Origin of the sequence: Micromonospora sp. NPDC050795 (assembly GCF_044456785.1) — a bacterium.
Classification (GTDB): Bacteria; Actinomycetota; Actinomycetes; order Mycobacteriales; family Micromonosporaceae; genus Micromonospora.
Genome location: NZ_JBITGE010000019.1, coordinates 14,407 through 40,404, shown reverse-complemented (window position 1 = coordinate 40,404; position 25,998 = coordinate 14,407). Strand labels below are relative to the sequence as shown.

Below are 25,998 nucleotides of genomic sequence, written 5' to 3'. Positions count from 1 at the left end.
CGCGTGGGCTGACGGGCCGACGGTGGCCCTGCCGCGACCCGGCCGGGCCGGTTGGCGGACCCCGGCGCAGACGTGGCGGGCGAACGGCGGGCGCTGGTGAACCCCGCAGCCCAGCGGCCGGATCGGGCCTCGGACCAGGCAGGCGACCGGACGGCGCACCGCACCAGGGACCGGTGTCTCACCGCGAGAGTGATGTCTGTGAGGCATCAATATGACTCACAGACATCACGGTCGTTCGGGCTTTGCCCTCCGCCGAGCGGGCCGCGCCGCGGCCGGGCGACCCCACCGCCCCGGACGGCCGGAGAGCCGAGGTGAGCCGGCCGCACCTGCCGATGCGGCCGCTCTGGCGGTGCCGTGGCTGTGGCGCGCTCTGGCCGTGCCAACCGGCCGACCTGCACGAGCGCTTCCTTGGTTGGGCGAGGGCCCGGGGCGGCACAATGTTTCACGTGAATCATGAGCCGGGTGCCGAGATCCACCACACCGATCCGTTCGCGGTGCCGACCGGGCAACGGTCGCCGGTACGCCGGCTGCGTGGTCGCCTCGCCGCACCGGTGACCCTCTGGACGGCGCCCGGTCCGGCCGGGCTGACCGTCTCGTCCACCCTGGTGGCCGAGGGGGAGCCCGACCGGCTGCTCGGGCTGATCGACCCGGAGTCCGACCTCTGGGCGTCCGCCGAGGAGTCGGGTCGGTTCGCTGTCACGCCGCTCGGCCCGCCACACCGGCAGCTCGCCGACCGGTTCGCCGGTCTCTTCCCCGCCCCGGGCGGGCTCTTCGCCACCGGCGCGTGGAACGAGACACCGTACGGACCGGTTCCGGCGGACGCCGGCGGCTGGGCCGGGTGCCGACTGGACACCGCCCGGGAGTACGGCTGGGGCCTGCTGGTCGAGGCCACCATCGAGGCGGTCGACCTGACCGGGGAGGCCACCCCGCTGCTGCACTACCGGGGTCGCTACCACGAGCTGCCGATCTGAACGACTCCCAACGAGGCGACCGATCACCGCAGTGACCTGAGTCACTTGGCGCAGCCAGCCAACCGCTCGGCGCACTCGCCGACCGGCGTCGATCTCAGCCTTCCCTGCCGGGGAGTGCGCTCTCTACGGTGCGCGAAACTCCTCTGACGCCTGTGAAGGTGGTGATCCACAGATGTCCACGGACACACCCGCTCCGGCCGCTTCCCAGTCGGACAAGTACCTGGCCGTACAACGGTCGGACGAGTTCGCCGGGCTGCGGCGTGCGCTGCGCGGCTTCGTCTTCCCGATGACCGTCGCGTTCTTCCTGTGGTATGCGCTCTACGTCATTCTCTCCGCGTACGCCCGGGACTTCATGGGCACGAAGCTGTTCGGCAGCAACATCAACGTCGCACTGGTCTTCGGCCTGCTCCAGTTCGTCTCCACGTTCCTGATCGCCTGGCTCTACTCCCGGTACGCGGACCGGAAGATCGACCCCATCGCGGACCGGATCCGCGCCGAGATCGGGGAGGTGACCCGTGAAGACGGTTCACGCGGTTGAGTCGTTCCTCGCGGCTGAGGCGGGCAATCACACCGCCCGCAACCTCACCATCACGCTCTTCCTGGTCTTCGTGGCGGTGACCCTGGGCATCACCATCTGGGCCAGCCGGCAGACCAAGACGGCCACCGACTTCTACGCGGGCGGCCGGTCCTTCTCCGGTTTCCAGAACGGCATGGCGATCGGCGGCGACTACATGTCGGCCGCTTCGTTCCTCGGCATCGCCGGCATCATCGCGTTGTACGGCTACGACGGCTTCCTCTACTCGATCGGCTTCCTGGTCGCCTGGCTGGTGGCCCTGCTGCTGGTCGCGGAGCTGCTGCGCAACTCGGGCCGGTACACGATGGCGGACGTGCTGGCCTTCCGGATGCGTCAGCGTCCGGTGCGTACGGCGGCGGCGGTCTCCACCATCACAGTGTCGATCTTCTACCTGCTCGCTCAGATGGTTGGCGCCGGCGCGCTGGTCGCGCTGCTGCTCGGCATCCGGCCCGGGACGACCTTCCTCGGCATGGACGCGGCCACCGCCAAGGTGGCCACCATCATCATGGTCGGCACCCTGATGATCATCTACGTGACCGTGGGTGGCATGAAGGGCACCACCTACGTGCAGATCGTCAAGGCGTTCCTGCTCATGGGCGGCGCGCTGTTGATGACCATCCTGGTGCTGGCGAAGTTCAACTTCAACCTGTCGGAGCTGCTCGGCCAGGCGGCCGCCGCATCCGGTAAGGGCAGCGCGTTCCTCGAACCCGGGCTCCGGTACGGCGTCGAGGTCGCCGGCAACTCGACGCAGACGTTCTACAACAAGGTCGACCTGCTGTCCCTGGGCATCGCCCTGGTGCTCGGCACCGCCGGTCTGCCGCACATCCTGATCCGCTTCTACACGGTGCCGACCGCGAAGGCGGCCCGTAAGAGCGTGCTCTGGGCGATCGGCATCATCGGCACCTTCTACCTGCTCACCCTGGCCCTCGGCTTCGGTGCGGCGGCGCTGGTCGGCAGCCAGGCGATCACGGCACAGGACAAGGCCGGCAACACCGCCGCGCCGCAGTTGGCCGAAGCGCTCGGCATCGACTTCTTCGGCGGCGAACTGGGCGGGGCGGCTCTGCTGGCGATCATCGCGGCGGTCGCCTTCGCCACCATCCTCGCGGTGGTCGCCGGGTTGACGCTGGCCTCCTCGTCCAGCCTGGCGCACGACTTCTACGCGAACGTGCTGAAGAAGGGTGAGGCCTCGGAGCGGCAGGAGGTTCGGGTCGCCCGGATCTCCGCGCTGGGGATCGGCGCGGTGTCGATCGCCCTGTCGATCTACGCGCAGAACCTCAACGTGGCGTTCCTGGTGGCGCTGGCCTTCGCGGTCGCCGCCTCGGGCAACCTGCCGGCGATCCTCTACAGCCTCTTCTGGCGGCGGTTCAACACCTCCGGCGCGGTGTGGGCGATCTACGGCGGGCTGATCTCGGCCGTGCTGCTGGTGTTCTTCTCGCCGGTAGTCTCCGGTGCGGCGACCTCGATGTTCCCGGACCACGACTGGCAGTGGTTCCCGCTGTCCAACCCGGGCATCCTCTCCATCCCGTTCGGTTTCCTCTGCGGGTGGATCGGCACTGTCATCTCCAAGGAGCACGACGAGGACAAGTACGCGGAGCTGGAGGTGCGCGCCCTCACCGGCTCCGGCGCCCACTGATCGCGGCACCTGTCGAGGGGTCCCCTGTTGACGTGCGACGTCAACAGGGGACCCCTTCGGCGAATTCGGCGGTCGGTAGGCTGAGCCGCATGAAGGTTGCTGAGCGCTTTGGTTCCGATCACCGCGTCCTCGTCACCGGAGGAGCTGGCTTCGTCCCGTCACACCTGGTGGACGCCCTGATCGCCCGAGGCTGCACGGTGGTGGCGCTGGACAACTTCGTGACCGGCTCCAAGGAGAACGTCGCCCACCTGCTGGACCGGCCGACCTTCACCCTCGTCGAGGCGGACATCTCCGACGGTCTACCGACCCACCACCCGGCGCTGGCCGAGCGGTTCGACGCGATCCTGCACATGGCCTCTCCGGCCAGCCCCACCGACTTCGCCCAACTGCCGGTGGAGATCCTCCGGGTCGGCTCGGTCGGCACCCTGCACCTGCTGGAGCGCGCGGTCGCCGACGGCGCCCGGTTCCTGATGGCCTCCACCTCCGAGGCGTACGGGGACCCGAAGGAGCACCCGCAGCGGGAGACCTACTGGGGCAACGTCAACCCGATCGGGGTCCGCAGCGTCTACGACGAGGCCAAGCGCTTCTCCGAGGCCGCGACGATGGCGTACCACCGCTACCGCGGGCTCGACGCGGCGATCGTCCGGATCTTCAACACGTACGGCCCTCGGATGCGCCCGGACGACGGCCGCGCCATCCCCACCTTCATCTCCCAGGCGCTGCGCGGCGAGCCGATCACCGTGCACGGCACCGGCAACCAGACCCGGTCGATCTGCTTCGTCGAGGATCTGGTGCGCGGCATCCTGCTGCTGCTCGACTCGACCGAGACGGGCCCGGTCAACTGCGGCACCGAGCACGAGCTGACCATGCGGCAACTCGCCGAGTTGATTGTGTCGCTCTCCGACAGCACCTCGAAGGTGACCTATGTCACCCGCAGCTCGGATGACCCGGAGATGCGCCGACCCGATCTGACGCTCGCTCGCGAACTGCTTGGATACGAGCCGTCGGTCGCGCCCGAAGATGGCCTGCGACGCACGATCGAGTACTTCCGGTCGCGGCTAGGGTAACCGGATTTCCGCGTACCGCCTGCCGCTGAGTGTCGCCTGAAGGCGGCAGTGGCTCCCGCTACGTACCCTGATTCACATGTCCGCGACCTCGTCTGCCGGCGTCCCGCATCCGTACCTGCACCGCAGCGCCGGGCGCGCATCGGTGCCCGGCCCCGATCGGGGCGCCTCCGGGCGTGCCCGTCCGACCGAGGCGCGCTTCTACCCGTCACACGACGAGGAACAGCCCCGCTCCGGCGGCCCGGCGGGGCCGACCGGGCCTGGCGGCCCGGGTGGCACCGGCGGGTCGGGACGGCGCGGCCCACGACCGCGCTGGGGCCGGATCGCCCTGGTGGCCGGGGCCGCGGTGCTGGTACTGGCGCTGCTCGGCAGCGTCGGCGCCTGGTTGTACGCCCGCAACCTCAACAGTGACCTGGCCCGCACCGACCCGTTCGCGGAGATCACCGGTGGTCGGCCCGCCAAGACCGTCGATGGCGCGCTGAACATCCTGCTGGTCGGCAGCGACTCACGGGACCCGGACGCGCCGGTCGACAGCAAGAGTCAGTGGCGCGCCGACACGATCATCGTCATGCACATTCCGGCCGACCACCAGGAGGCCTACCTGGTCTCCATCCCCCGGGACCTGTACGTGCCGATCCCGGAGAGCGCCGGCGCGGACTGCGGCTCCGGTTCGCGCGCGAAGATCAACGCAGCGTTCGCGTTCGGTGGGCTGCCGCTGGCGGTACGCACCGTGGAGTGCTTCACCGACGTTCGGATCGACCACGTGATGGCGATCGACTTCGGCGGCTTCAAGGAGGTCACCGACGCTCTCGGCGGGGTGGACCTGAAGGTGGAGCGCACCATCACCTCGATCCACAAGCCGTACCGGACCTTCACCAAGGGCACCAACCACATGGACGGCGCGGAGGCCCTGGACTGGATCCGGCAGCGCAAGCAGTTCCCGGACGGTGACTTCGCCCGGATGCGGCACCAGCAGGAGTTCCTCCGGGCCCTGATGGACAAGGCGGCCAGCACCGGAACGCTGGCGAACCCGAAGAAGCTGAACGATTTCCTCAAATCGGTGACCGCGGCCGTAACCGTCGACCAGACTTTCTCGGTTACAGACATGGCGCTGCAGTTCCGTAACCTGCGCGGCCAGAACCTCACCTTTGTGACCAGCCCGAACTCGGGCAGCGACACGATCAACGGCGAGTCGGTGGTGGTGTCGGACCGGGAGAAGGCGCTCGCGATGTACCAGGCCATGTCCGCCGACACGATGGCCGACTGGGTCAAGGCGAACCCGCCGAAGAGCAACGCCGGTGGCTGAGCGCGGCCCGGCTGGCACCAGCCGTTCGGGTTATCGAGCGGCGACGATCGACTGAGTCTGCAAAATTCGACGTCCGGATTGACCCGGGATGAACTCGCCAAGTCGATTTGATGTACGTACAGTGGTGCCGCCCCCTCCTGATCACGAGCTGGAGCACGCATGCCGGTTCAGGCCAGTCGTCGCCCTTCCTCCTCCGGGTCCGCCGCCCCCAGCGGTCGGGTCGCTGCGGCCATACCCGCGCAGGCACGCCCCTCGGGAGGCGGGCCGGGCTCGCGTCCGCCGGGTAGCGGCGGTGGCGGCGGTGGCGGCGACCGCCCGGGTGGCGGTGGGTCGAAGAAGCGGACCAAGCGCAAGGACCCGCTCTGGGCCAGGCTGACCGTTGTCTTCGGTGCCGTGCTGATGCTGAGCAGCGGGGTGGCCATCGTCGGCAGCAAGGCGTTGATCGGGCAGGCGACCGGCGGCATCGCGAAGGGCAACCTGCTGGGTGATGCCGGCAAGTCCGACGCCGAGGGCGGCGCGAGCCTGGACGGCCCGATCGACATGCTGCTGCTCGGCGTGGACGCGCGGGAGCGCTGGGCCGCCGACGACGTCCGCTCGGACAGCATCATCGTCCTGCACATTCCGGCCACGCACGACCAGGCGTACCTGATCTCGATCCCCCGGGACACCGAGGCGCAGATCCCGCCGTTCAAGAAGAGCGGCTACGGCGGCGGTTCGGGCAAGATCAACGCCGCGTTCCAGGCCGGTGCCGCAAACGGTGGCGGCTGGGAGGGTGGCGCCCAGCTGATGGCCCAGACGATCAAGCGGCTCACCGGGATCAGCTTCGACGGCGCGGCGATCATCAACTTCGGTGGCTTCAAGAACGTCATCGACACCCTGGGCACGGTGCGGATCTGTGTCAGCCAGGAGGTCAAGTCGCTGCACATGTCGTACGTCGACGGCAAGCCGATGTGGAACGCGGACGCCAAGAAGACCGGCAAGCAGCGGACCCCGGTGGTGCACAAGAAGGGCTGCCAGGAGATGGAGGGTTGGGCCGCGCTCGACTACTCCCGCCAGCGCAAGACCCTCAAGAACGGCGACTACGACCGGCAGGCCAACCAGCAGCAGCTGATCAAGGCGATGGCGAAGAAGGCCACCGAGGGCGGGATGTTGTCCAACCCGGCCAAGATGAACAACCTGATCAAGGCTGCGGGCAAGGCGTTCGTGCTGGACACCGGCGGCGTGCCGATCGAGGACTTCATCTTCACCATGCGCGGGGTCACCGGCAACGAGCTGACCATGCTCAAGACCAACAACGGCACCTTCAACGCCAACAACAACAACACCGAGGGTCTGAACGAAGAGACCCTGGCGATGTTCCAGGCGGTCAAGCAAGACAAACTCGCCGAGTTCGTCTTCACCCACCCCGAGGTGATCTCCACCCGGAAGTGAGGCCGGGAGTCGCGGAAAGCCAGCGACGACCTCCTCACCGCCCGTAGCCTGACGTGAACGGGTTTCACGTATCGGCTGCGGGGAGGCGGTCACGTCCAGGTGGGGACGGAACGCAGCGGGCCGGGCCGAAGCAGCCCCGTCCGCCCGGTCGCCCCGCGCCCGTGGGCCGTGGATCCTGCTCGGCATCGGCCTGGCCCTCGTCCTGCTGGCGGGGCTCGCCGTGGCCGGGCTCAAGACGCTCAGCCACCGCTACGACCGCACGGTGACCAAGGAGCAACTGCTCGACGCCGACGCCCGCACCGAGCGCACCGACCTGGACGGGCCGCTCAACTACCTCCTGGTCGGCTCCGACCGGCGCCCGGGCGAGAGCGGCCCCGACCAGCGCTCGGACACCATCCTCATCGTGCACGTCCCCGCCGGCCAGCGGGAGGCGTACCTGGTCTCCATCCCGCGTGACCTGCTGGTCGCCATCCCGCCCGCGAACGGCTTCGGCGGTGGCCAAGACAAGATCAATGCCGCGTACGAGCACGGCGGCGGCGGCCAGGCCGGCGCCCAACTGCTCTCCGCCACCCTGCACCGGCTCACCGGCATCCGGTTCGACGGTGCCGCGCTGATCGACTTCTCCGGCTTCCGGAAGGTCATCGACCTGCTCGGCGGGGTGGAGATGTGCGTGGACACCGAGGTCCGCTCGATCCACACCAACCGGGTCTTCCCCACCGGCTGCCAGCAGATGGACGGCGCGCAGGCGCTCGACTACGTCCGACAGCGCTACGACCTGCCCGGCGGTGACTACGACCGGCAGCACCACCAGCAGCAGCTGCTCAGGGCGATGTTGGACAGCGCCGGAAGGGCGGACCTGCGGAGCAACCCCGTCAAACTGGACCAGGTGCTCCGGGCGGTCGGTGGCTCGTTGACCGTCGACACCAACGGCGTACCCCTGGAGGACCTGCTCCTCGCGCTGCGCGCGCTGCCGCCCGACGGGATGCGCGGCGTCCAGGTGCCCTCTTCGCCGCAGACCATCGACGAGGTCTCGTACGTGGTGCTGGACAACGGCGGCAACGGGCTGTTCGAGGCGCTGCGCGACACCCGGGTGCCGGCCTGGGCGCAGGCCAACCCCCGCTGGGTGACCCGGTTGTGACGGTGCCGACGGCCCGGTCGGTGTCGAACCGGGCCACGAGGATCTAGTGTTGCTTCCTGTGTTCGGACCCCAGGTTCCCACAGTGCCCGTGACCGAGATCGCCGACGAGACCTACCTGCTGGATGTGCGGGAGGACGACGAGTGGGCGGCCGGCCACGCCCCCACCGCTCACCACCTGCCGATGATGCAGCTGCCGGCCCGGCTGGCCGAGGTGCCCACCGACCGGGAGGTGGCGGTCGTCTGCCGTTCCGGCGGGCGTTCCGCCCAGGTCGTCGCCTACCTGATCAACAACGGTTGGGAGCAGGTGCGCAACGCCGACGGCGGGATGCGCCAGTGGGCTGCGGTCGGCCGACCGGTGGTCGACGCGAACGGGCAGCCCGGCCAGGTCATCTGAGGCCGGCGCAATGGGCGGGCCACTGGTCTTCGCGCATCGCGGCGCCTCGTTCGACCTACCCGAGCACACCCTCGCCGCGTACCTGCGCGCCCTCGACGAGGGCGCCGACGGCCTGGAGTGCGATGTCCGGCTGACCCGGGACGGGCACCTGGTCTGTGTGCACGACCGACGGCTGGACCGCACCAGCAACGGTCGCGGTCTGGTCAGCGCGCGTACGCTCGCCGAACTGGACGCCCTGGACTTCGGCTCGTGGCACCCGGGCGGCGCCCCGGACGGCGACCTGCCGCCTGACGAGTCACACACCCGGCTGCTGACCCTGGCCCGGCTCCTGGACGCGGTGCTCGCCGCCGGGCGGCCGGTCCGACTGCTGGTGGAGACAAAGCACCCGTCCCGCTACGGCTCGAACGTGGAACGGCGGCTGGTCAGCCTGCTGCGCCGGTACGGGCTGGCCGACCCCTCGCCGGATGACCCGGTGCAGGTCACCGTCATGTCGTTCTCCCCGCTGGCGGTCCGTCGGGTGCGCGAGCTGGCCCCGACGCTGCCCACCGTGCTGTTGCTGGAGGTGCTGCCGCGCTGGCTGCGGTTGGGTCGGCTGCCGTTCGGCACCCGGATCGCCGGGCCGGGCATCGGCCTGGTCCGGGCCCGCCCGCAGTTGCTGCCCGCGCTACGGGCGGCCGGCAACCAGGTGTACGTCTGGACGATCAACGAGCCGACCGACCTGGAGCTGGTGCTGGCCGCCGGGGTGGACGGGATCATCACCGACCGGCCCGCTTACGCCCTCGCCCGGCTGGACCGCTGACCCATCGACCGGGCGGGGGTGCCCAAAACCGGGTCGGCGGGGCAGACTCGGCACATGCCGGAGCGTATCGATTTCCCCGCTCTCCTCGCCGGCCACACCGTCGTGATCGAGATGATCAACTCTGGGGACGCGGGCCTGCCGGTCCTCACCCAACTGCTCCGGGTGGCCCAGCCTGCGCTCGGCGCGACCGGGATGGCGTTCGTCGAGTTCGGTCCCACCGGCGGTCGCGTCATCGCCGCGACCGGCGCGGCGGAATGGGCCCTGGGCCGACCACTGGCGGTCGACGACCCGGACACCGTCTGCCTGCTCACCGGACCACGGGTACGCCAGGCGCGGGTGAGTGACCTCAACGGCAAGCTGGCCGGCGAACTGGCCGGCAGCGGTCTGCGCCGGATGGTCGTCTCCCGGGCCGAGATCGGCGGTCACACCGTCGGCAGCCTGCACGCGCTCTACCCGGGCGACGACGAGCCGGGCGCCGAGCAGCAGGGGGTGATCGCCTATCTCGCCTCCTGCGTCGGGCACATGTACGGCGACCAGAGTGGCCTGCCGGTGCACGGCGACGGCCCGGTGGTGGCGGCCCTCGCCGACGGGCTGGCCGTCGTCGACCGGGACGGGCACGTCCGGCTCTGGAACCCGGCCGCCGCCCAGGTCACCGGCCGGACGGTCGAGCAGTCGCTGAGCCGCCCGTTGCCGTTCCCGCTGCCACCCTCCGGGCAGGTTCGGGACCACCGGATGCCGGACGGCCGCTGGCTGCGGATCACCTCCGGCGACCTACCCGGCCCGGGAACGTTACGGGTGGTCACCTTCCGCGACATCACCGACCAGCAGCGCCGCGACCACGACCGGGAACTGTTCGTCGCGGTGACCAGCCACGAGCTGCGCACCCCGGTCACCGTCATCAAGGGGTACGCGGACACCCTCACCGACCACTGGGAGTCGCTGACCGACGTCGACCGACGGCAGGCGGCCCGGGTGATCGGGCAACGCGCCAACGAGCTGGCCCGGCTGGTCGACCGTCTGCTCAGCTCGGCGGCCGAGGTGGGGCCGGGCGACGACCCTCCCACCCCGTTCGACCTCGGTGAGGCGCTGCGCTCCGCCGTCGTCGACCTGCCGGCTGAGCTGCGCCGCCGGCTGGTGCTCCGCCTTCCGAGCGATCTGCCCAAGGCGCTCGGTCACCGACCCAGCCTGGCCACGGTGCTGACCGAGTTGACGACGAACGCCGGTAAGTACTCGGCACCTGACTCTCCCATCGAGATCACCGCGTCGGGCGACGGTCATCTGGTGGCGTTCCGGGTCAGCGACCAGGGCATCGGCATCCGACCCGAGCACGTGGAGCGGGCGTTCGACAGGTTCTGGCAGGGCGAGTCCGGCGACCGGCGCGGCTATCCCGGAGCCGGGCTCGGGCTCTATCTCGTCCGCCGGATCGTTGAACAACAGAATGGATGGGTATCCCTACGTCCGAGGACCGGCGGCGGTACGGTCGCAGAGGTGCGGCTACCACGCGGTTGACCAGGGGTGGCGCGACGTGGAGGCGACGGTGGCAGCGGCAACGAGGGATCGGGCCTGGTGCGTGGTGGTTCCCCACCACCCGGGCGGGGCACGGCTGGCCCGTCACCGGCTCGCCGCCGAGCTGACGGATGTCGTACCCCCGACGATCCTCGCGGACCTGATCGCGGTGCTCGCGGAGCTGGTGGGCAACGCGGTGCGGCACGCCAGACCGCTGCCCGGCGACGTGATCAGGGTTGCCTGGCACCTGCGGCCCTCGGCCGAGGGCACACTGATCCAGCTTCGGGTCACCGACGGCGGCAGCGCGGGCACCGGGCCACGGCTCCGGACGGCCAGCCCGGATGCGGCGGACGGGCGCGGCCTGCACATCGTGGCCGGCCTGGCGACCCGTTGGGGCGTCGAGCAGGACGGCATGGGCCAGCGCGTCTGGGCGGAGTTCGACAGGGTGCCGACACCCCGACCCGACCTGGTGCCGGCGGGCTGAGGACGACTCGGGCGGGTCCCGGTCACGGCGAGCCGCTCGAAGCTCTAGGCTGTGACGCCGTGAGTAAGCGTCGAAAGAGCCAGCGCGCCGCCGCCGAACCCACCCCTCGTCGCGACAAGGTGCGGGACGTCTTCGTGCCGCGTCCGTTCGACGGGCTGGTCGACGAGTCCGAGTGGATCGCGCTGCGCGAGTTGGTGCCCGCCGCGTCCGCCCCGCTGCGGCTGGCGCCCGCCCTGGTCGAGGAATTCGGCGACCGCACGGCGACGCTCGCCACGGTGCTGCCCATGGCCGCCCCGGCGATAACCAAGCCGGACGGCCGGGTGCTGATCGGCCTCCAGCGCCACCAGCAGTCTGGTGACGTGTCGCGGGATCTGGCCGACGCGTTGCTCAGCGCGCTGCGTGCCGAGCCGGGTGGCCAGGTGGCGGTGGCGCCGCTGCCCGGCCCCGGGCCCCGGCTGCAGGACATCCTCGTGGACGGTCCGCTGGACATCACCATGCACGACGGTTTCGACTTCTGGCTCGACCCCGGGGCCGCCGACGATCCGACCGTCCAGGCGTCGCTGGAGCGGGCGAACGCGGCCATCTACCCAACGGTCCGGCTGACCGCGGCGAAGGCCGCGTACTGGTGTCAGGTCCCGGAGAAGGCCCACGTGCGCTGGGTGCTGCCGGACGACGAGGACGCCGCCCTGGACGCGCTGGCCCGACTCGGCGCGGCCGGCACGTTGACGCTCGGCGAGCAGACCAAGTTCGCCGGCATGTTCCGCGCGCACGGTCGACTCGTGCCGGTCTGGGACCTGCCGGAGGAGACCCCGGCCGCCGAGTGGGAGGAGCCGGTGGCGCAGTTCGCCAAGCGGTACGCCGAGGCGCTCACCGTCACCGACCCGCTCGACGCCGCCGGCCGCCGGGCCCGTCAGGGGCTGCTCGGCCGCCAGCTCACCCTGCGCTGAGCGGGTCCCGGCTGATCGGGCAGGACATGCAGCGCGGTCCGCCCCGACCGGAGCCCAACTCGGAGCCGGCGATCGGGATCACCTCGATGCCGGCCCGCTCCAGTTGGGCGTTTGTCGCCGTGTTGCGCTCGTAGCCGACGCAGAGCCGGGGGGCCAGCGCGAGGGTGTTGTTGCCGTCGTCCCACTGCTCGCGTTCCGCGGTGACCGGATCCAGGCCGGTGTCGATGACCCGTAGCAGGTCGAGGTCCATCGCGTCGGCGGCGGCCCGCAGGAACGGCGCCGGCCCGTCCACCCGCGGGTCCTCGCCGTCCCCGCCGGCGATCACCGTGTACGCGGACAGCGTGCTGGCGATGTTGGGGTACATCAGGACGGCGTCCACGTCGACCATCGTGCACACGGTGTCCAGGTGCATGGTGGCGCGTTTCTGGGCGATCGGCACCACCAGGATGGTGTGGGCCAGGCCGGCGGCGAAGACCTGCCGACCGAGGCGTTCCGCACCGGCCGGGGTCGTCCGCTCGCCCACCCCGACCGCGAGTACGCCGGGCGCGAGCAGCAGCACGTCCCCGCCCTCCAGGTGCTCGAGGCTGGGGCGGTAGACGAAATCGGTGCCGGCGAACCGGGGGTGGTGGCGGTAGATGGCGTCGGTCAGGGTGGTCTCCCGGCGGCGGGCCGGCATGGCCAGGCTGGTGACACCGACCCGGTCGCCGATCCACAGCGACGAGTCGCGGGTGAAGAGCAGGTTGGGCAACGGGTCGATGACGAAGTCGTGTCGGTCCATCAGCGTGTAGACCAGCCCACCGGGCCGCTCGGAGCTGATCCGCAACTCCTCATGGGCCAGCCCGGCGGTGAGCACTTCGGCCAGCGCGGCCGGGTCCAGGTAGGAGAGGTAATCGGCGACGCGGGCGCGCAGCGTGTCGCCGAGCCGCCGGGAGCGCAGCACCTGCTCGGTGAGTTCGGCCCGGGCGTCCGCGACGGCCAGCGTCTCGGCCAGCAGGGTGGCCAGGTAGAGCACCTCGACGCCGCGTTCGCGCAGGGCGGCGGCGAACGCGTCGTGCTCCTCCTGGGCGCGCTCCACCCAGGGGATCGCGTCGAAGAGGAGCGAGTCGTTGTTGCGCGGGGTGAGCCGGGCCAGTTCGGGGCCGGGCCGGTGCAGCAGTACGGTGCCGAGCCGGCCGACTTCACTGTCGACGTAGTGGGTCACTCCCGCAGCGTAGGGCAGGGTTTCGCGGCATCCGAGAAAAGAACTGTGGATGAATATGGCATTCATCCACAGTCACTCCGGCGCTCCGGCTTGCAGAACACCGGTAGTGGCAACGTAGGGTAGTGAGGACATAACTTCGAGGGACCTTTTGCCGGAGGTCGCGATGACTGTCTTTCCCGCACGACGAGCCGTACCGTCCGCTCGGGCACTGCCGCCCGTCGCGGTGCCACACCCCCGCGTCGAGGCGCCGGGGGTTCTCGAACCGGTCCGTCCGACACCGCTCGAATGGGCCCGCCGCCGTCGGGCCGAGCGGGGCGCACGCCGCCTGGAGGCGGCCGGGGCGCGGGCGCTGGGCCAACTCGACCACCTCGGTCCTTCCTGGCACGTGATCGAGTGGCCGCGCACCGACGTTACAGACGTCCTCGACCACGGTCAGGACGATCGAGCCGGGTTCCTCGCCATCGGGCCGAGTGGCCTCTTCGCCGTGACCATCGCCGACCATGGCCGGGCCCGGGTGCTCGTCGCCGGAGACGTGGTGCAGATCAACGGCAAGCGACCTCCGTACGTGGCCGAGTCCCGCCGGGACGCCAAGCGGGCCAGCAAGGCCCTCTCCGAGGCGGTGGGGCTTCCCGTTCCGGTGACACCGGTGCTGACCTTCGTCGGTTCGGGCGTGATCAGCGTCTACGGCCTTCCGAAGGACTGTCTGATGGCCACCCACCGGGAACTGGACCGGCTGCTCGTGGCCGGCGGCAGCCGGATCAGCCCCGCCACCGCCGAAAAGCTTTCCCGGGTCGCGCAGCACCCGGGCACCTGGCTGAACGGCACGTACCGTCCAACCGCCGACTACCGGTGGTACGACGAGGGCCGAACGGCCGCTGACAAGCCGGCCCACCGCCGGTAACGTCACCGGCGACGCCACGCGGCTCCGGTCCCCCCGTTCACCTCACCGGTCTCCGCGCCGTCACCGGTCGCCTCGGTTCACGCTGCGCGCCCCGGTGACCCGGTGCGCTCGGTGATTCCGTCGGCGACCCGCTAGCGTGGACAGTCGATCGGTGCACATAGGAGGCGCGGTGGCCCACGTCGAACTTTCGCTCTCGGAAGCGTTCGTGCCGGCGGTGCGGGCCTCGACAGAGCCGGAGTCCGACAACGTCGGCCAATGGTCGTCGACAGTCTCCCGGGCCGGCGAGCCGTGCCTGCTGATCGACGCCGACACCCGGGTGGTGGCGATCTCCGCGGCCGGTTGCGAGCTGCTCTGCCTCGGTGAGCCGGCCGGGCTGATCGGTCGACCGTTGCTCGATGGCGGGCTGCGCCTGCTCGACTTCACCGCCAACCGGGGCGAGCTGACCGAAGCCGAGATCGACAAGATTCCGCCCCTGCTGGCGCTCTCCTCCGGCCGACTCGCCCGAGGGCTACTCAGGGTGCAGGCCGCCTCGGCGAACAGCTCCGACGCGACAGTCGACGCGATCTCCACCCCGGTGCTCACCGACGGCACCGTCGCCGGCTCACTCACCTTCTTCTCCGAGGTCTGACCTGCGGCGCAGTGTGTCCTTCGCCGCACGCGGCGTTGCCTGGGCGGGTTTGCAAGAAGGCCGTAGGGTGCCCTCATGCTCGATATCGCTCTGCTGCCGGGGGAATACGCTGTGTGCCGGCTGGCCGCTGGCGCCACGGTGCCGTACGCGCTGTCGAGCGGGCTACGCGGCGCGGACGTGGTGACCGTGAGCTGGACCTCCGACGGGATCTCCGTGATCTGCCCGACCGAGCGGGCGCCGGCACAGGCCGTGGTGGAGACGACCTGGCGCTGCCTACGGGTCACCGCCCCGGTGACGCTGGCCGGCACCGGCAGTCTGGCCGCGCTGGTCGACCCGCTCGCCGAGGCCCGCGTCAGTGCCGTCACGTTCTCCACGTTCGACACCGACTATCTGCTGGTGCCGACCGTCCGGTTGACCGAGGGCACGGCCGCGCTCCAGCGCGCCGGGCATCGCGTCACCGGCTGACCTTCACCCGACCGGCCGCTCACCCTACGATGGGCTCGGCCACCCCGGCCGCGACGAATTCTCCGATGTCCCGAGGATCGGCCCGTGCCGTTCACCCCGCCCCCGCCCGCGCCCGCGTCCCCCGCACCGCGGTCGACGATCCACCCAGCACCGGCGGCTCCTGACCGGGCAGCCGATCGCGTCCCGGCGCGGAGCCTCGCCCGAGTCCTGCCGATGGCGCTCGCCGTCGCGGCGCTGGCTGGCTGTGGCGCCCCACCCGGGCTGGGGGAGCCGACCAGCGTTCCCACCCACACCGCAGCCCCGACACCGTCCGGCCCGAGCACCGCACCGGCCACCCCGCCGAACACCCCGCCGGCCACCGCGCCGTCTCTCGGCGCTGTCACGCCCACCCCGGACGCCGGGTTGGTGGCGACGGCCTGCCGCAACGGGCCGACCGGCCAGCGGGTGCTGCAACTGTTGCGGGGCAGGGCCGGGGTGCTGCCGGCGAACGTCCGGGTCCAGGTCCGCACCGGGCCGCTCTGCGCCGGCGACTGGCAGTTCACAGTGCTGACGGTGACCGGGCACGAGGAACTCCAGGTGATCACCCGGGGCGAGCCCGGTTCCCCGGTGCTGGTCACCGCCGGCACGGACGTCTGCACCATCGAGGTGCGCGCCACCAGTCCGGCCGGGATTCGGACCCTCGCCTGTGACGCCGGCCCGGCCAACGGGCCGGGTGCGTAGGCTGATCGGCATGCCGGGAACACCGCCGACACGTTTCGTCTTCCTCGGGCCGGAGGGCACCTTCGCCGAGCAGGCGCTGCGCTCGATACCCGCCGCCGAGCGCGGCGCCCGTACGCCCGCTCGCAGCGTCGGAGAGGCGCTGGACAGCGTCCGCGCCGGCGACGCCGACGCCGCCCTGGTGCCACTGGAGAACTCGATCGGCGGGGCGGTGGGCGTCACGCTGGACGAGATGGCCGAGGGCGAGCCGCTGGTGATCACCCGGGAGGTGATCCTGCCGGTGGAGTTCGTGCTCGCCGCGCGGCCCGACACCCCGCTGACCTCGATCCGCACCGTGGCGGCCCATCCACAGGCGTCCACCCAGTGCCGGGGCTGGTTGCGCAACCACCTGCCCGACGCCGTGGTGGTCGACGTGCTCTCCAACGGCGCGGCGGCCGCCGGTGCCGGCACTGGCGAGTACGACGCGGCGATCTGCGCACCGATCGGAGCCGCCAGGCACCGACTCACCACACTCGCCGACAAGATCGCCGACCACCCCGACGCGGTGACCCGGTTCGCGCTGGTGTCCCGCCCCGGGCCGCCACCCCCGCCGACCGGTGACGACCTCACCTCGCTCGCGGTCTTCATCGCTCACGACCGGGTCGGCGCGCTGCTGTCCGTGCTGATGGAGTTGGCCGTCCGTGGGGTCAACCTGACCCGGATCGAATCCCGGCCGACCGGCGAGGCGTTGGGCCGCTACGTCTTCTTCCTGGACTGCACCGGCCACGTCGCCGACGTACGCCTGGGCGAGGCGTTGCAGGGGCTCCGCAGGGTCTGTGCCGACGTCCGCTTCCTGGGCTCCTACCCCCGGCACCGGTGGGCCGAGGCGGGCGAACGCCCGGTGCCCGCGCCGGCGGGCCTCTCCGACGTCGACTACGCCGACGCGGCGGCCTGGTTGGCCCGCCTGCGTACCGGCGAGTTGACCTGACCGGCGCGGAGCGCCCCCGAGGGAACAGGAGCGCCCGCGCCGCCGCGGTCAGCTCGACGGATCAGGTGCGCGTCGCGCGACTGTCGATCAGCTCAGCAGGCCGCCGAGCAGACCGCCCTCCTGCTGCTGCTGGCCACTGCCCATGACCGGTGGCTCCTCGGACGGCTGCACCACCACGAAGCCCTGGCCGGCGAAGCTCATGGTGAACGACTCACCGGTGCGGCGCCCGAGCAGAGTGCCGAGGCCGAGCTGCTCGGCCCGGTGGTAGCCGGTCTGGAGGTTTGCCGACCAGCAGACCGCGGCCTGGGGGTCGACGTACGTCGGAGCGTCCACGTTCAGCACGACCGGGGTGCCCTTGGTGGTGATGGCGATCCGCCCGTAGCCGCTGAACACACAGTTGAAGAGGCCGGACGAGGACGCCATCCCGGCGCCGCCGACCATCCTGATGTCGTACTGGAGGGTGGAGTCGAAGGCGAGCACGCTGCTGCCGTTGATGGAGAGGGCATCGCCCGGCTCCAGGTCGATGATGTGCACGTCCTTGGCCAGCTCGGCGAGGAAGACGTCACCCTGCCCGGTGACCTTCATCAGCGGGACGCCCTCGCCGGTGAGCTTCTGCTTGAGGAACTTGCCGAGCCCACCTGAACCCAACGCCTGGAACTGCACATTCCCCTGGTAGGCGACCATCGACCCTACCCGGGCCATCGCCTCGCCGTTGAGCTCGATCTTCAACATCTTGGAGTTCTGCAACCGCATGCCGGGCTGCGCGGACTCCTTCTCCAGATTCTCCGCGGAGAACAGCTCGCTGCGCATGAAAGGGCCTCCTGAATTGGGTCGCGTTCGCTGCACCGACGGTAGGCGACCTCGGCAAGCGCCGGCCGTCGGACGGGCGGCGCGGCGCGTTCGTGTGGCGCGGCTGGGCAGGCGGACGTCGAGCGGCGGGGCTCAGCCCCAGCCGAGCGCGTGCAACCGCGCGTCGTCGATGCCGAAGTGGTGGGCGATCTCGTGCACCACCGTCACCGCCACCTCGTCGATGACGTCGTCGTCGTTGTCGCAGATCCGCAGGATCGGACGGCGGTAGATGAAGATCCGGTCGGGCAGCACACCGGAATAGTCCCAACCGCGGTCGGTGAGCGCGTGCCCCTCGTAGAGGCCGAGCAGGTCGACCTCTCCCGGTGGTGGGTCGTCCTCGACCAGGATCACCACGTTGTTCATCAGGCCGAGTAGTTCTTCGGGCACCTCGTCGAGGGCTTCGCCGACCAACTCCTCGAAGCGCTCACGGCTCATCTCCACCGGCACCTCGCCCATTGTGCCCGACGCGGTGGCGCGCGGCCCGGTCCTGCTGGACGACGGTGACTGTCATCCGCACATGCACGGAAGAAGCGACCACCCGCAACCGGGCGGAGGCTCCTTCCGTGGACGTACGGTGTGGGCCGGCTGGCTCAGGCAGCCAGGCGGGCGTTGAGGGTGATCTCGGCGCCCGGCGAGAGCAGGCGGGAGATCGGGCAGTTGGCCTTGGCGGCCTCGGCGAGCTTCTGGAACTCCGCCTCGTCGATCCCCGGGACCTGGCCGACCGTCTCCAGGTCGATCCGGGTAACGGACATGCCGGCGTCGGTCTTGTCCAGGTGCACCTTGGCGGTGGTCTCGACCGAGGTGGCCGTCGAGCCCGCGTCGGCAAGCGCCTTGGAGAACGCCATCGAGAAGCAGCCGGCGTGCGCGGCGGCGATCAGCTCCTCGGGGTTGGTGCCCTCACCCTCCTCGAAGCGCGACTTGAAGGAGTAGTTGCCGGACAGGCCGCCCTTACCGGTGCGGACGGTGCCCGCGCCCTCGGTGAGATTGCCCTGCCATTGTGCTGAAGCGGTACGGATAGGCATGGGGCAAACGCTAGCGGAAAGGCGACCGTCGGGCGACAGACCGGCGCGCGCGACAGCCCTGCGATCCCGGTCACCACCAGCTTGCTGTGCCATGATGCGACCCAGGTCCGTGACCGGCGGAAGGGTGGCCGATGTCCGAGGAGCTTCCGATCCCGCGGCAGGGCGACCGCTCCGAGGCCCCTGCGGTGATCGAGTGGGGTGCCGACGAGCCGGCCCGGCGACGCCGCTTCGCCTGGTCCCTGGCCGACCTCGCGCAGGATCCCCGGCTGCCCCTGCTGCTCGCCGGTCTGGGCGCGGTGGCCGCGATCGCCTCGCTCGTCGGTGAGTGGCTGGTGATGAGCCTGCCGAACGGTGGGCCCGTGGGCAACACGACGATCGAGGTGCCCGCCGGGGTGTCCGAGGTCGGGGGCTTCGGGGTCGGCTACCTGGTCGGGCTTCTCGCCCTCGTCTGCGCCGTGGCGCTGACGTTGCGCGGCACGGCGGCCGTACGGCCGAACGCCCGGCTCGCCGGCCTCACCCTGGCCGGTGCCCTGCTGGTGCTGCTGGTGGCCGCCACGGCCGGCCTCGACAACCCCGGTCAGCGAAACTTCTTCTACTCGCTTGAGGACGGCTTTCGGATCGAGTACGGCCGTGGGCTGGTGATGGCGTTCGTCGCCTGTGTGCTGTTCGCTGCCGCCCTGCGGCTGACCCCCGCCGCGCCCTCCTGCGGGTTCGGCGGCCCACCGGACGATGACCGGCCCGGCGACGCGCCAGCACCGCGCCCCTGGCGCCGCCGCCGGGACCCCGACCCGATCGAGGACGGCCTTCCGTCTCCGGCCGACCTGACGGTCACCCCAGCCGCCCCCTTCGCCCGCCCCGACCCCAAGCCCTAAACCCCCACCCCGCGTCGACCCACCCCGCGTCGATCTTGCACTTACTGTCCCGACATAGGGCGCATAGCACGCAGAACGACAACCGAAAGTGCAAGATCGCGGCGGCGGCGGGGCGGGGACATCATGTGGGGGCCGGGGGTTGGCGTCCGATTCGCCTGGAAGTCATGGATGCGACCCGTTCCGCGAGGTACGGTTGCTGACCCGCCGTCACTCCGAGACTCGGGTTCCCTGACCCTGGCGGTGCGACGGCGGCGGGCGAAGGAGGAACCATGACACGCCCGGGACTGCCCAAGTTGATCGCGACCGACCTCGACGGGACGCTGGTCCGCAGCGATGACACCGTCTCCGCGTACACCCATGGGGTGCTCGACCGGGTGCGCGCCGCCGGAATTCCGGTGGTCGGCGCGACCGGACGCGGCCCTCGGTTGACCGAGTTGACCCGCAACGACATCCGCGCCGCCGACTTCCTGGTGATGGCCGGCGGTGGACGGGTGGTCGACCAGAGCGACCCGAGCGGCCCGGTGGTGCTCCGCGACGAGCGGCTGCCCGCCGAGGTGCTGGCCCGGCTCCTCGCCGATCTGGAGGCGGAGGTCGGCCCGCTGACCGTGATGGTCGAGGCGTCCGACGAGCACGACGCCCCGCTGTGGGGCGACTACCACGAGAGCTGGCCGTACCAGGACCGCTTTGAGGCGCGCACCCGCGACGAGTGCCTCGCCTGCGACGTGATCAAGGCGTTTGCCCGGACCGCCGACCACCACGTGGACGAGCTGCTGGCGGTGGCCCGCCGGATCGTCCCGCCGCAGGTCGCCACACTCACCCAGGCCGGGCTCGGCTTCATCGAGATCTGCCCGCCCGGCGTGGACAAGGCGACCGGGTTGGCAGTGGTGGCGCAGACCTTCGGGGTCGACCCGGCCGATGTGCTGGTCTTCGGCGACATGCCCAACGACCTGCCGATGTTCGAGTGGGCCGGCTGGTCGCGGGTGGCCGTTGCCAACGCGCACCCCGAGTTGCGTGCCGTCGCCGACGAGGTGACCTTGCGCAACGACGACGACGGGGTGGCGGTGTATCTGGACCGGCTACTGTCCCGGTAATGGGAGACACACCCCGCCTCATCGCCACCGACATCGACGGCACGCTGATCCGCGACGACCACACCGTCAGCCCACGCACCGCCGACCTGCTCGCGCGGATCTCCGCGCAGGGCACGCCGGTCGTCCTGGTCACCGGCCGTCCGGTCCGCTGGCTCAAAATGGTGTACGACCAGCTCGCCCGACCGCTGCCCGCGGTCTGCGCCAACGGCGCCGTGGTCTACGACCCGTTCTCCGACGAGGTGGTGCGGGCTGACCCGCTCGCCCCGCACCACCTGGCCGAGGTGGCCCGGAGGCTACGGGCCGAGGTGCCCGGGATCAGCTTCGCCGTGGAGATCCTGGACAGCCGGGAGATGCGGCACGAGGCGCACTACCCGCTGCGCTGGGACGCCGACGCCAGCGGGATCCGGCCGGTCGAGACGCCGGAGGAATTGCTCTCCGTCCCGGCCGTGAAGCTCCTCGCCCGAGCCGGCGAGCAGGACCCGGATGCCTTCGCCGAGCTGATCGCCACGGCGATAGCGGGGTTGGCCGAGGCCACGCACTCGTCGTCCTCCGGGCTGGTGGAGATCTCGGCGGCCGGCGTGACCAAGGCGGCGGGGCTGGCCTGGTACTGCGACCAGCTCGGGGTGGCCGCGGCGGACGTGCTGGCCTTCGGCGACATGCCGAACGACGTGCCGATGCTGACCTGGGCCGGGCGTGGTGTGGCGGTGGCCAACGCGCACCGCGCCGTCCTGGCGGTCGCCGACGACGTGACGACGGCGAACACCGAGGACGGCGTGGCGGCGTACCTGGAGAAGATCTTCGGGGTGGACTGAGGTCAGAGGTACTGACCGGTGTTGTGGCCCTCGCCGCCGCCCGGCTGGCCGATGCCCGGCATCCCGGGGACGACCCCACCGGGGCCGCTGGGCAGCGCCTGCCGGCCGCCGCGCATCTGCTCCAACTGCACCCGGGCGGCCATCTGCTGGGCCACCAGGGCCGCCTGGATGCCGTGGAACAGGCCCTCCAGCCAGCCGACGAGCTGGGCGTGCGCGATCCGCAGCTCGCCCTCGCTGGGGGCCTTGTCCTCGGCGAAGGGCAGCGAGATGCGCTCCAGCTCGTCGCGAAGCTCGGGGGCGAGGCCCTCCTTGAGCTCGACGATCGACCGCTCGTGGATCTCCCGCATCCGGCTGCGGCTGGCGTCGTCGAGAGGTGCGGCCTTCACCTCCTCCAGCAACTGCTTGATCATGCTGCCGATCCGCATCACCTTGGCCGGCTGTTCGACCAGGCGGGTCGGGTCCTCGCCCTGGCCCTCGTCGGTCTGCATCGTGCCGATCGGCCGGCCGTCCGGACCAACCACCACCACTGTGCCGGAGTGGCCGGAGTCGTCGGGGCCGGGCTCGTCGTTCTGTCCAGCGGAGCGCGCTTCGGTCATGGGGTCCATCTTTACCCAGCGGGCGCGACCCATGCCGCCCGGGACCGACTACCGGGGCCGAACCACCCGGGCGGGGCGCGCTACCGTCGCGCCATGCCTGTCGACCCGCGCGCCGTGTTGACCCGGCCCGCCCCGGAGCCCGACCGGACGGTGGCGTACGGGGACCACCCGGATCAGGTGGCCGATCTGCGCCTTCCGGCGGGTACCGGGCCGGCCCGGCCGCTGGTCGTCGTCCTGCACGGCGGCTTCTGGCGGGCCGAGTACGACCGACAGCACACCGGCCCGCTGGCCGCAGCCCTCGCCGCCGACGGTTACCCGGTGGCGCAGCTGGAATACCGCCGCACCGGGCAGCCCGGAGGCGGCTGGCCGGGCACCCTCACCGACGTGCTGACCGGGGTGGCCGAGCTGCCGGCGCTGGCGGCCGAGGCGCTGCCCGGCCGGGTGAGCCTGGCCCCACCGATCCTGGTCGGGCACTCCGCCGGCGGCCACCTGGCGCTGTACGTGGCGGGCACCGCACCGGCGACGGTGGGCGGAGTGCTCGCCCTGGCACCGGTGGCCGACCTGGGCGAGGCGTACCGGCGGGATCTGGACTCGGGGGCGGTCGCCGCGCTGCTCGGCGGCGGCCCGGCGGACGTCCCGGACCGGTACGCGGCGGCGGATCCACGGATGTTGGTACGGATACAAACACGCACAGTAGTCGTTCATGGCTCTGACGATCATCAGGTTCCAGTGGAGATGAGCCGGGATTTCGTAGCGGAATCACGTGCCGCGGGTTCCGATATCTCCCTTGTTGAACTGCCCGGATGCGAGCATTTCGGGCTGATCGACCCGGAGGCCGTCGCCTGGCCTCAGGTCCTTGCCGTGTTGCGGTCCTTGCACGATGATCACTAGCCATTGACGCAGCGTCGCGGACCAGGTAGAACGCCGTTGGGGCGGTGTTCGGCCCTGCAACGCTTCCCTGGAAGGAACTCGGTGTCGCAGATGAATCGCAGGCGGGCGCTCCAACTGTTGGCCGCGCTCGGAACCACCGGGTTCGTCGCCGCGTGCGGCTCAGACGGTGACGCCGAGCCGACCGCCGACCGGGGCCCGATCAAGATCGGTTTGATCACGCCGCAGGCCGGTGGTTTCAAGAGCATCGGCGATGACATCACCAATGGCTTCCAGCTCTTCCTCGACCTGCACGACCAGCGGCTGGGCGGCCACACGGTGGAGCTGCTGACCGCCGACGAGGGCGACACCGCCAAGACGGGCAAGGCTGCCGTCGAGGGCCTGCTCAAGCAGGGCGTGCTGGCACTCACCGGCGTGGTCAACTCGGCGGTGATGGTCGGCATCCGGGACACCGTGGAACAGGCCCGGGTCCCGCTGATCGGCTCCAACGCCTCACCGAGCAGCCTGCAGAGCGTCTTCTACATCTGGCGGACCTCGTACGTGCTCGACGAGGCCGGCAAGGCGCTGGGCACCTACCTGCGCGACCAACTGCCGGCGAACGGCCGCGTCGCGATCATCATGCCGGAGAACGTCGGCAGCCCGGACGTCGTGCGCGGATTCCGGGAGTACTTCGGCACGAACGACCCCCGGATCCGCGACGCGGTGACCTACACCAGCGCCACCTCCAACCCCGGCAAGACGACGTACGCCTCGGACATCAGCAGGGCGCTGGCCAAGAAGCCCACAGCGGTCTTCTGCTTCTTCGCCGGAGCGGCGGCGGTGGAGTTCATCAAGCAGCTGCGCGAGAAGTTCGCCGGGCCGATCTACGCACCCGGCTTCCTCACCGAGGGCACCGTGCTGGAGAACCTGAAGGACAACGCGCTGGGCATCCAGACCGCGCTGAACTACTCGGCCGACCTGAACAACACGTCGAACCGGGTCTTCGCCTCCGCGTACCGCAAGAAGTACCAGGTCACCCCCACCACGTACGCGATGGCGTCGTACGACGCGGCGCAGGTGCTCGACCAGGCCATCCAGCTGACCGGTGGGAAGCCCACGCCGCAGCAGGTCAACCTGGCCCTGGGCAAGATCGGCCAGATCGACAGCCCGCGCGGCATCTGGCAGTTCAACCAGCCGCGTACCCCGCAGCAGAAGTGGTACCTGCGCGAGGTGCAGCGCGACGGTCAGGTCATGTCGAACGTGCTGATCAACGAGCTGGCCACGCTGGGCTGAACGCCCACCCGGAGCACGGTTCGGGGCCGGTCTCCCAGTGGGAGGCCGGCCCCGGAACGTTCGCGGGTCAGTGCCGCAGCTCGGCGATGCAGCACTTCACACTGCCGCCGCCCTTCTTCAGCTCGGCCAGCTCGACCGGGACCGGGGTGTACCCGGCCGCCTTGAGCTTGCCGGCCAGGCGGGTGGCCTCGCTGTTGAGCACCACGTTCGCGCCGTCGCTGACCAGGTTGAGACCGAAGGCCATCGCGTCCTCGTCGTCGGCGATCACCGCGTCCGGGAAGAGCTGGGTGAGCACCCGCTGACTGGCCGCGGAGAACGCGCCAGGGAAGTAGACGACATTCGCGTCGTCGATGGCCGCGAGCGCCACATCCAGGTGGTAGAAGCGGGGGTCGATCAGGCGCAGCGACACCACCGGACGGCCCAGCGCCTCCTGCGCCTCCGCGTGCGCCGGGATCTCGGTACGGAAGCCGTGCCCGGCCAGGATGAGCCCGCCGTGCGCCTCCGGCACGTACGCGAAGTCGCCCTCACCCTCGTTGGTCTCGCTGGGTGCGATGAACCGCCAGCCCTGCGCGTCGTAGAAGGCGTGGTGGGCGGCGGCCTCGGCGGCCCGCTGCTCGTGCTTGAACCGGGCGCCGTAGACGCTGCCGTCCACGACGAAGCCACCGTTGGCGGCGTAGACCATGTCGGGCAGGCCCTGCTCGGCGGTGAGCAGGTGCACCTCGTGGCCGAGGCCGACCAGCGTCTCGCGCAGCCGGTCCCACTGCTTGACGGCCAGGTCCCGGTCGACCGGGGTGGTCACGTCCATCCACGGGTTGATCGCGTACTCGACCGCGAAGTATTCCGGCGAGCACATGAGATATGTCCGCTTTCGCGGGAAACGCTGCTGGTTCACGGTCACCAAGAGTAGGTACCGTGGAACTTTGAAAACAGCCACAAGTGTTGCTTCCCAGAGGCGGAACGTTGCAGATAGACGCGGTAGACCAGCGGATCATTGCGTTACTCGTCGCGGACGCCCGTACGTCCTACGCCGACATCGGTGCCCGGGTGTCACTCTCCGCCCCGGCGGTCAAACGTCGCGTCGACCGACTGCGCGCCACCGGCGTGATCAGGGGATTCACGGCCGTCGTTGATCCGGCCGCCGTCGGCTGGACCACGGAGGCCTTCGTCGAGCTGTTCTGCGCCGGCCGGACCACCCCGGCGCAGATCGGCGTGGCCGCCCGCCGGCACCCCGAGGTCGTCGGCGCGTACACCGTCTCCGGGGAGGCGGACGCGCTCGTGCACCTGCGCGCCGCCGACATCGCCCACCTGGAGGCGGCGCTGGAGCGGCTGCGTGCCGAGTCCTTCGTGACCTCCACCCGCAGCACCATCGTGCTCTCCCGGCTGGTCGAATCGCCCGGCGTCGGCCCGTCCGCCGGCACCTCTTGACCTCAACCCGGGTTGAGGAGATGGACTGGCCCCGAGTGGGCGAGG

29 protein-coding genes are annotated in these 25,998 nt (G+C 70.8%); 23 read left to right on the top strand and 6 right to left on the bottom strand.

The window, feature by feature from the left end; translation table 11 throughout:
• Positions 1-332 precede the first annotated feature (332 nt).
• From ACIBEF_RS18285 to ACIBEF_RS18230, 12 genes are all read left to right on the top strand, one after another.
• On the top strand, positions 333-971 hold the full coding sequence (locus ACIBEF_RS18285; protein WP_396794501.1) for a flavin reductase family protein: 639 nt from the start codon (positions 333-335) through the stop codon (positions 969-971).
• Positions 972-1,143: 172 nt separating this feature from the next.
• Positions 1,144-1,509: a DUF485 domain-containing protein gene (locus tag ACIBEF_RS18280; RefSeq protein WP_088950720.1), complete on the top strand. Its 366-nt coding sequence runs from the start codon at positions 1,144-1,146 to the stop codon at positions 1,507-1,509.
• Complete coding sequence (locus ACIBEF_RS18275) at positions 1,487-3,178, top strand: cation acetate symporter (protein WP_396794432.1); 1,692 nt, start codon at positions 1,487-1,489, stop codon at positions 3,176-3,178. Before ACIBEF_RS18280 ends, ACIBEF_RS18275 begins: the two co-directional genes overlap by 23 nt.
• Before the next feature lie 89 nt (positions 3,179-3,267).
• Positions 3,268-4,245, top strand: coding sequence for an NAD-dependent epimerase/dehydratase family protein (locus ACIBEF_RS18270; RefSeq protein ID WP_091396807.1), 978 nt, complete (start codon positions 3,268-3,270; stop codon positions 4,243-4,245).
• 76 nt (positions 4,246-4,321) lie between these two features.
• Positions 4,322-5,548: an LCP family protein gene (locus tag ACIBEF_RS18265; protein WP_396794431.1), complete on the top strand. Its 1,227-nt coding sequence runs from the start codon at positions 4,322-4,324 to the stop codon at positions 5,546-5,548.
• A gap of 159 nt (positions 5,549-5,707) precedes the next feature.
• A complete protein-coding gene (locus ACIBEF_RS18260; protein ID WP_396794430.1) occupies positions 5,708-6,979 on the top strand; it encodes an LCP family protein in 1,272 nt (423 codons plus the stop codon).
• 220 nt (positions 6,980-7,199) lie between these two features.
• A complete protein-coding gene (locus ACIBEF_RS18255) occupies positions 7,200-8,117 on the top strand; it encodes an LCP family protein (RefSeq protein ID WP_396794429.1) in 918 nt (305 codons plus the stop codon).
• Positions 8,118-8,175: 58 nt separating this feature from the next.
• Positions 8,176-8,511: a rhodanese-like domain-containing protein gene (locus ACIBEF_RS18250; RefSeq protein ID WP_030331693.1), complete on the top strand. Its 336-nt coding sequence runs from the start codon at positions 8,176-8,178 to the stop codon at positions 8,509-8,511.
• Between the two features lie 10 nt (positions 8,512-8,521).
• Positions 8,522-9,310, top strand: coding sequence for a glycerophosphodiester phosphodiesterase (locus ACIBEF_RS18245; RefSeq protein WP_396794428.1), 789 nt, complete (start codon positions 8,522-8,524; stop codon positions 9,308-9,310).
• 54 nt (positions 9,311-9,364) lie between these two features.
• The gene (locus ACIBEF_RS18240) at positions 9,365-10,819 is read left to right on the top strand and encodes an ATP-binding protein (protein WP_396794427.1); all 1,455 of its coding nucleotides are present in this window, start codon (positions 9,365-9,367) and stop codon (positions 10,817-10,819) included.
• 61 nt (positions 10,820-10,880) lie between these two features.
• Positions 10,881-11,300 (top strand): ATP-binding protein, encoded by a 420-nt coding sequence (locus tag ACIBEF_RS18235; protein WP_396794500.1) that lies wholly within the window; start codon positions 10,881-10,883, stop codon positions 11,298-11,300.
• Positions 11,301-11,359: 59 nt separating this feature from the next.
• Entirely contained in the window at positions 11,360-12,247 is an 888-nt protein-coding gene (locus ACIBEF_RS18230; RefSeq protein WP_396794426.1) for a DUF5926 family protein, read from the top strand.
• Here the strand turns inward: ACIBEF_RS18230 and ACIBEF_RS18225 are convergent.
• On the bottom strand, positions 12,234-13,448 hold the full coding sequence (locus tag ACIBEF_RS18225; protein WP_396794425.1) for an arginine deiminase: 1,215 nt from the start codon (positions 13,446-13,448) through the stop codon (positions 12,234-12,236). The genes ACIBEF_RS18230 and ACIBEF_RS18225 overlap by 14 nt on opposite strands.
• Positions 13,449-13,611: 163 nt before the next feature.
• Here ACIBEF_RS18225 and ACIBEF_RS18220 point away from each other — a divergent pair, with 163 nt between their 5' ends.
• The 5 genes from ACIBEF_RS18220 (at position 13,612) to pheA (ending at position 17,126) form a co-directional block, all read left to right on the top strand.
• On the top strand, positions 13,612-14,349 hold the full coding sequence (locus ACIBEF_RS18220) for a hypothetical protein (RefSeq protein ID WP_355004480.1): 738 nt from the start codon (positions 13,612-13,614) through the stop codon (positions 14,347-14,349).
• Between the two features lie 169 nt (positions 14,350-14,518).
• Positions 14,519-14,977 (top strand): hypothetical protein, encoded by a 459-nt coding sequence (locus ACIBEF_RS18215; protein ID WP_396794424.1) that lies wholly within the window; start codon positions 14,519-14,521, stop codon positions 14,975-14,977.
• Between the two features lie 75 nt (positions 14,978-15,052).
• Complete coding sequence (locus ACIBEF_RS18210) at positions 15,053-15,442, top strand: ACT domain-containing protein (protein WP_396794423.1); 390 nt, start codon at positions 15,053-15,055, stop codon at positions 15,440-15,442.
• Between the two features lie 213 nt (positions 15,443-15,655).
• Complete coding sequence (locus tag ACIBEF_RS18205) at positions 15,656-16,162, top strand: hypothetical protein (protein ID WP_396794422.1); 507 nt, start codon at positions 15,656-15,658, stop codon at positions 16,160-16,162.
• Positions 16,163-16,172: 10 nt separating this feature from the next.
• Positions 16,173-17,126, top strand: a complete 954-nt coding sequence (gene pheA / locus ACIBEF_RS18200; RefSeq protein WP_396794421.1) for a prephenate dehydratase — start codon at positions 16,173-16,175, stop codon at positions 17,124-17,126.
• An 87-nt stretch (positions 17,127-17,213) separates the two neighbouring features.
• Here pheA and ACIBEF_RS18195 read toward each other — a convergent pair whose 3' ends face one another.
• The 3 genes from ACIBEF_RS18195 to ACIBEF_RS18185 all read right to left on the bottom strand — a co-directional run bounded on the left by ACIBEF_RS18195 (position 17,214) and on the right by ACIBEF_RS18185 (position 18,997).
• Complete coding sequence (locus ACIBEF_RS18195; protein ID WP_354969821.1) at positions 17,214-17,936, bottom strand: AIM24 family protein; 723 nt, start codon at positions 17,934-17,936, stop codon at positions 17,214-17,216.
• 132 nt (positions 17,937-18,068) lie between these two features.
• Positions 18,069-18,416 (bottom strand): metallopeptidase family protein, encoded by a 348-nt coding sequence (locus tag ACIBEF_RS18190; RefSeq protein ID WP_396794499.1) that lies wholly within the window; start codon positions 18,414-18,416, stop codon positions 18,069-18,071.
• Positions 18,417-18,565: 149 nt separating this feature from the next.
• Positions 18,566-18,997 carry an OsmC family protein gene (locus ACIBEF_RS18185; RefSeq protein ID WP_366610113.1) on the bottom strand — a complete coding sequence of 144 codons (432 nt, stop codon included), beginning with the start codon at positions 18,995-18,997 and terminating at the stop codon, positions 18,566-18,568.
• Positions 18,998-19,128: 131 nt separating this feature from the next.
• Between ACIBEF_RS18185 and ACIBEF_RS18180 the strand changes: the two genes are divergently transcribed.
• The 3 genes from ACIBEF_RS18180 (at position 19,129) to ACIBEF_RS18170 (ending at position 21,772) form a co-directional block, all read left to right on the top strand.
• The gene (locus ACIBEF_RS18180) at positions 19,129-19,869 is read left to right on the top strand and encodes a hypothetical protein (RefSeq protein WP_396794420.1); all 741 of its coding nucleotides are present in this window, start codon (positions 19,129-19,131) and stop codon (positions 19,867-19,869) included.
• A 269-nt stretch (positions 19,870-20,138) separates the two neighbouring features.
• Positions 20,139-20,960 carry an HAD family hydrolase gene (locus ACIBEF_RS18175; protein ID WP_396794419.1) on the top strand — a complete coding sequence of 274 codons (822 nt, stop codon included), beginning with the start codon at positions 20,139-20,141 and terminating at the stop codon, positions 20,958-20,960.
• Positions 20,960-21,772: an HAD family hydrolase gene (locus ACIBEF_RS18170; protein WP_396794418.1), complete on the top strand. Its 813-nt coding sequence runs from the start codon at positions 20,960-20,962 to the stop codon at positions 21,770-21,772. Before ACIBEF_RS18175 ends, ACIBEF_RS18170 begins: the two co-directional genes overlap by 1 nt.
• 2 nt (positions 21,773-21,774) lie before the next feature.
• Here the strand turns inward: ACIBEF_RS18170 and ACIBEF_RS18165 are convergent, their stop codons facing one another.
• The gene (locus tag ACIBEF_RS18165) at positions 21,775-22,377 is read right to left on the bottom strand and encodes a bacterial proteasome activator family protein (RefSeq protein WP_196920299.1); all 603 of its coding nucleotides are present in this window, start codon (positions 22,375-22,377) and stop codon (positions 21,775-21,777) included.
• A gap of 84 nt (positions 22,378-22,461) precedes the next feature.
• Between ACIBEF_RS18165 and ACIBEF_RS18160 the strand changes: the two genes are divergently transcribed.
• Entirely contained in the window at positions 22,462-23,259 is a 798-nt protein-coding gene (locus ACIBEF_RS18160; protein ID WP_396794417.1) for an alpha/beta hydrolase family protein, read from the top strand.
• 81 nt (positions 23,260-23,340) lie between these two features.
• A complete protein-coding gene (locus ACIBEF_RS18155) occupies positions 23,341-24,528 on the top strand; it encodes an ABC transporter substrate-binding protein (protein WP_396794416.1) in 1,188 nt (395 codons plus the stop codon).
• A gap of 67 nt (positions 24,529-24,595) precedes the next feature.
• Here the strand turns inward: ACIBEF_RS18155 and ddaH are convergent, their stop codons facing one another.
• Positions 24,596-25,429 (bottom strand): dimethylargininase, encoded by an 834-nt coding sequence (gene ddaH, locus ACIBEF_RS18150; protein ID WP_396794415.1) that lies wholly within the window; start codon positions 25,427-25,429, stop codon positions 24,596-24,598.
• A 59-nt stretch (positions 25,430-25,488) separates the two neighbouring features.
• Between ddaH and ACIBEF_RS18145 the strand changes: the two genes are divergently transcribed.
• A complete protein-coding gene (locus ACIBEF_RS18145) occupies positions 25,489-25,953 on the top strand; it encodes an Lrp/AsnC family transcriptional regulator (RefSeq protein ID WP_396794498.1) in 465 nt (154 codons plus the stop codon).
• Positions 25,954-25,998 lie beyond the last annotated feature (45 nt).

What these genes read in the sequence shown, in the direction of transcription:
- ACIBEF_RS18285 (WP_396794501.1), top strand. Translation starts at nt 333, where the DNA reads ATGCGGCCGCTCTGGCGGTGCCGTGGCTGTGGCGCGCTCTGGCCGTGC.
- ACIBEF_RS18280 (WP_088950720.1), top strand. Translation starts at nt 1,144, where the DNA reads ATGTCCACGGACACACCCGCTCCGGCCGCTTCCCAGTCGGACAAGTAC.
- ACIBEF_RS18270 (WP_091396807.1), top strand. Translation starts at nt 3,268, where the DNA reads ATGAAGGTTGCTGAGCGCTTTGGTTCCGATCACCGCGTCCTCGTCACC.
- ACIBEF_RS18265 (WP_396794431.1), top strand. Translation starts at nt 4,322, where the DNA reads ATGTCCGCGACCTCGTCTGCCGGCGTCCCGCATCCGTACCTGCACCGC.
- ACIBEF_RS18260 (WP_396794430.1), top strand. Translation starts at nt 5,708, where the DNA reads ATGCCGGTTCAGGCCAGTCGTCGCCCTTCCTCCTCCGGGTCCGCCGCC.
- ACIBEF_RS18245 (WP_396794428.1), top strand. Translation starts at nt 8,522, where the DNA reads ATGGGCGGGCCACTGGTCTTCGCGCATCGCGGCGCCTCGTTCGACCTA.
- ACIBEF_RS18240 (WP_396794427.1), top strand. Translation starts at nt 9,365, where the DNA reads ATGCCGGAGCGTATCGATTTCCCCGCTCTCCTCGCCGGCCACACCGTC.
- ACIBEF_RS18220 (WP_355004480.1), top strand. Translation starts at nt 13,612, where the DNA reads ATGACTGTCTTTCCCGCACGACGAGCCGTACCGTCCGCTCGGGCACTG.
- ACIBEF_RS18210 (WP_396794423.1), top strand. Translation starts at nt 15,053, where the DNA reads ATGCTCGATATCGCTCTGCTGCCGGGGGAATACGCTGTGTGCCGGCTG.
- ACIBEF_RS18205 (WP_396794422.1), top strand. Translation starts at nt 15,656, where the DNA reads ATGGCGCTCGCCGTCGCGGCGCTGGCTGGCTGTGGCGCCCCACCCGGG.
- pheA (WP_396794421.1), top strand. Translation starts at nt 16,173, where the DNA reads ATGCCGGGAACACCGCCGACACGTTTCGTCTTCCTCGGGCCGGAGGGC.
- ACIBEF_RS18195 (WP_354969821.1), bottom strand. Translation starts at nt 17,936, where the DNA reads ATGCGCAGCGAGCTGTTCTCCGCGGAGAATCTGGAGAAGGAGTCCGCG.
- ACIBEF_RS18185 (WP_366610113.1), bottom strand. Translation starts at nt 18,997, where the DNA reads ATGCCTATCCGTACCGCTTCAGCACAATGGCAGGGCAATCTCACCGAG.
- ACIBEF_RS18180 (WP_396794420.1), top strand. Translation starts at nt 19,129, where the DNA reads ATGTCCGAGGAGCTTCCGATCCCGCGGCAGGGCGACCGCTCCGAGGCC.
- ACIBEF_RS18175 (WP_396794419.1), top strand. Translation starts at nt 20,139, where the DNA reads ATGACACGCCCGGGACTGCCCAAGTTGATCGCGACCGACCTCGACGGG.
- ACIBEF_RS18170 (WP_396794418.1), top strand. Translation starts at nt 20,960, where the DNA reads ATGGGAGACACACCCCGCCTCATCGCCACCGACATCGACGGCACGCTG.
- ACIBEF_RS18165 (WP_196920299.1), bottom strand. Translation starts at nt 22,377, where the DNA reads ATGGACCCCATGACCGAAGCGCGCTCCGCTGGACAGAACGACGAGCCC.
- ACIBEF_RS18160 (WP_396794417.1), top strand. Translation starts at nt 22,462, where the DNA reads ATGCCTGTCGACCCGCGCGCCGTGTTGACCCGGCCCGCCCCGGAGCCC.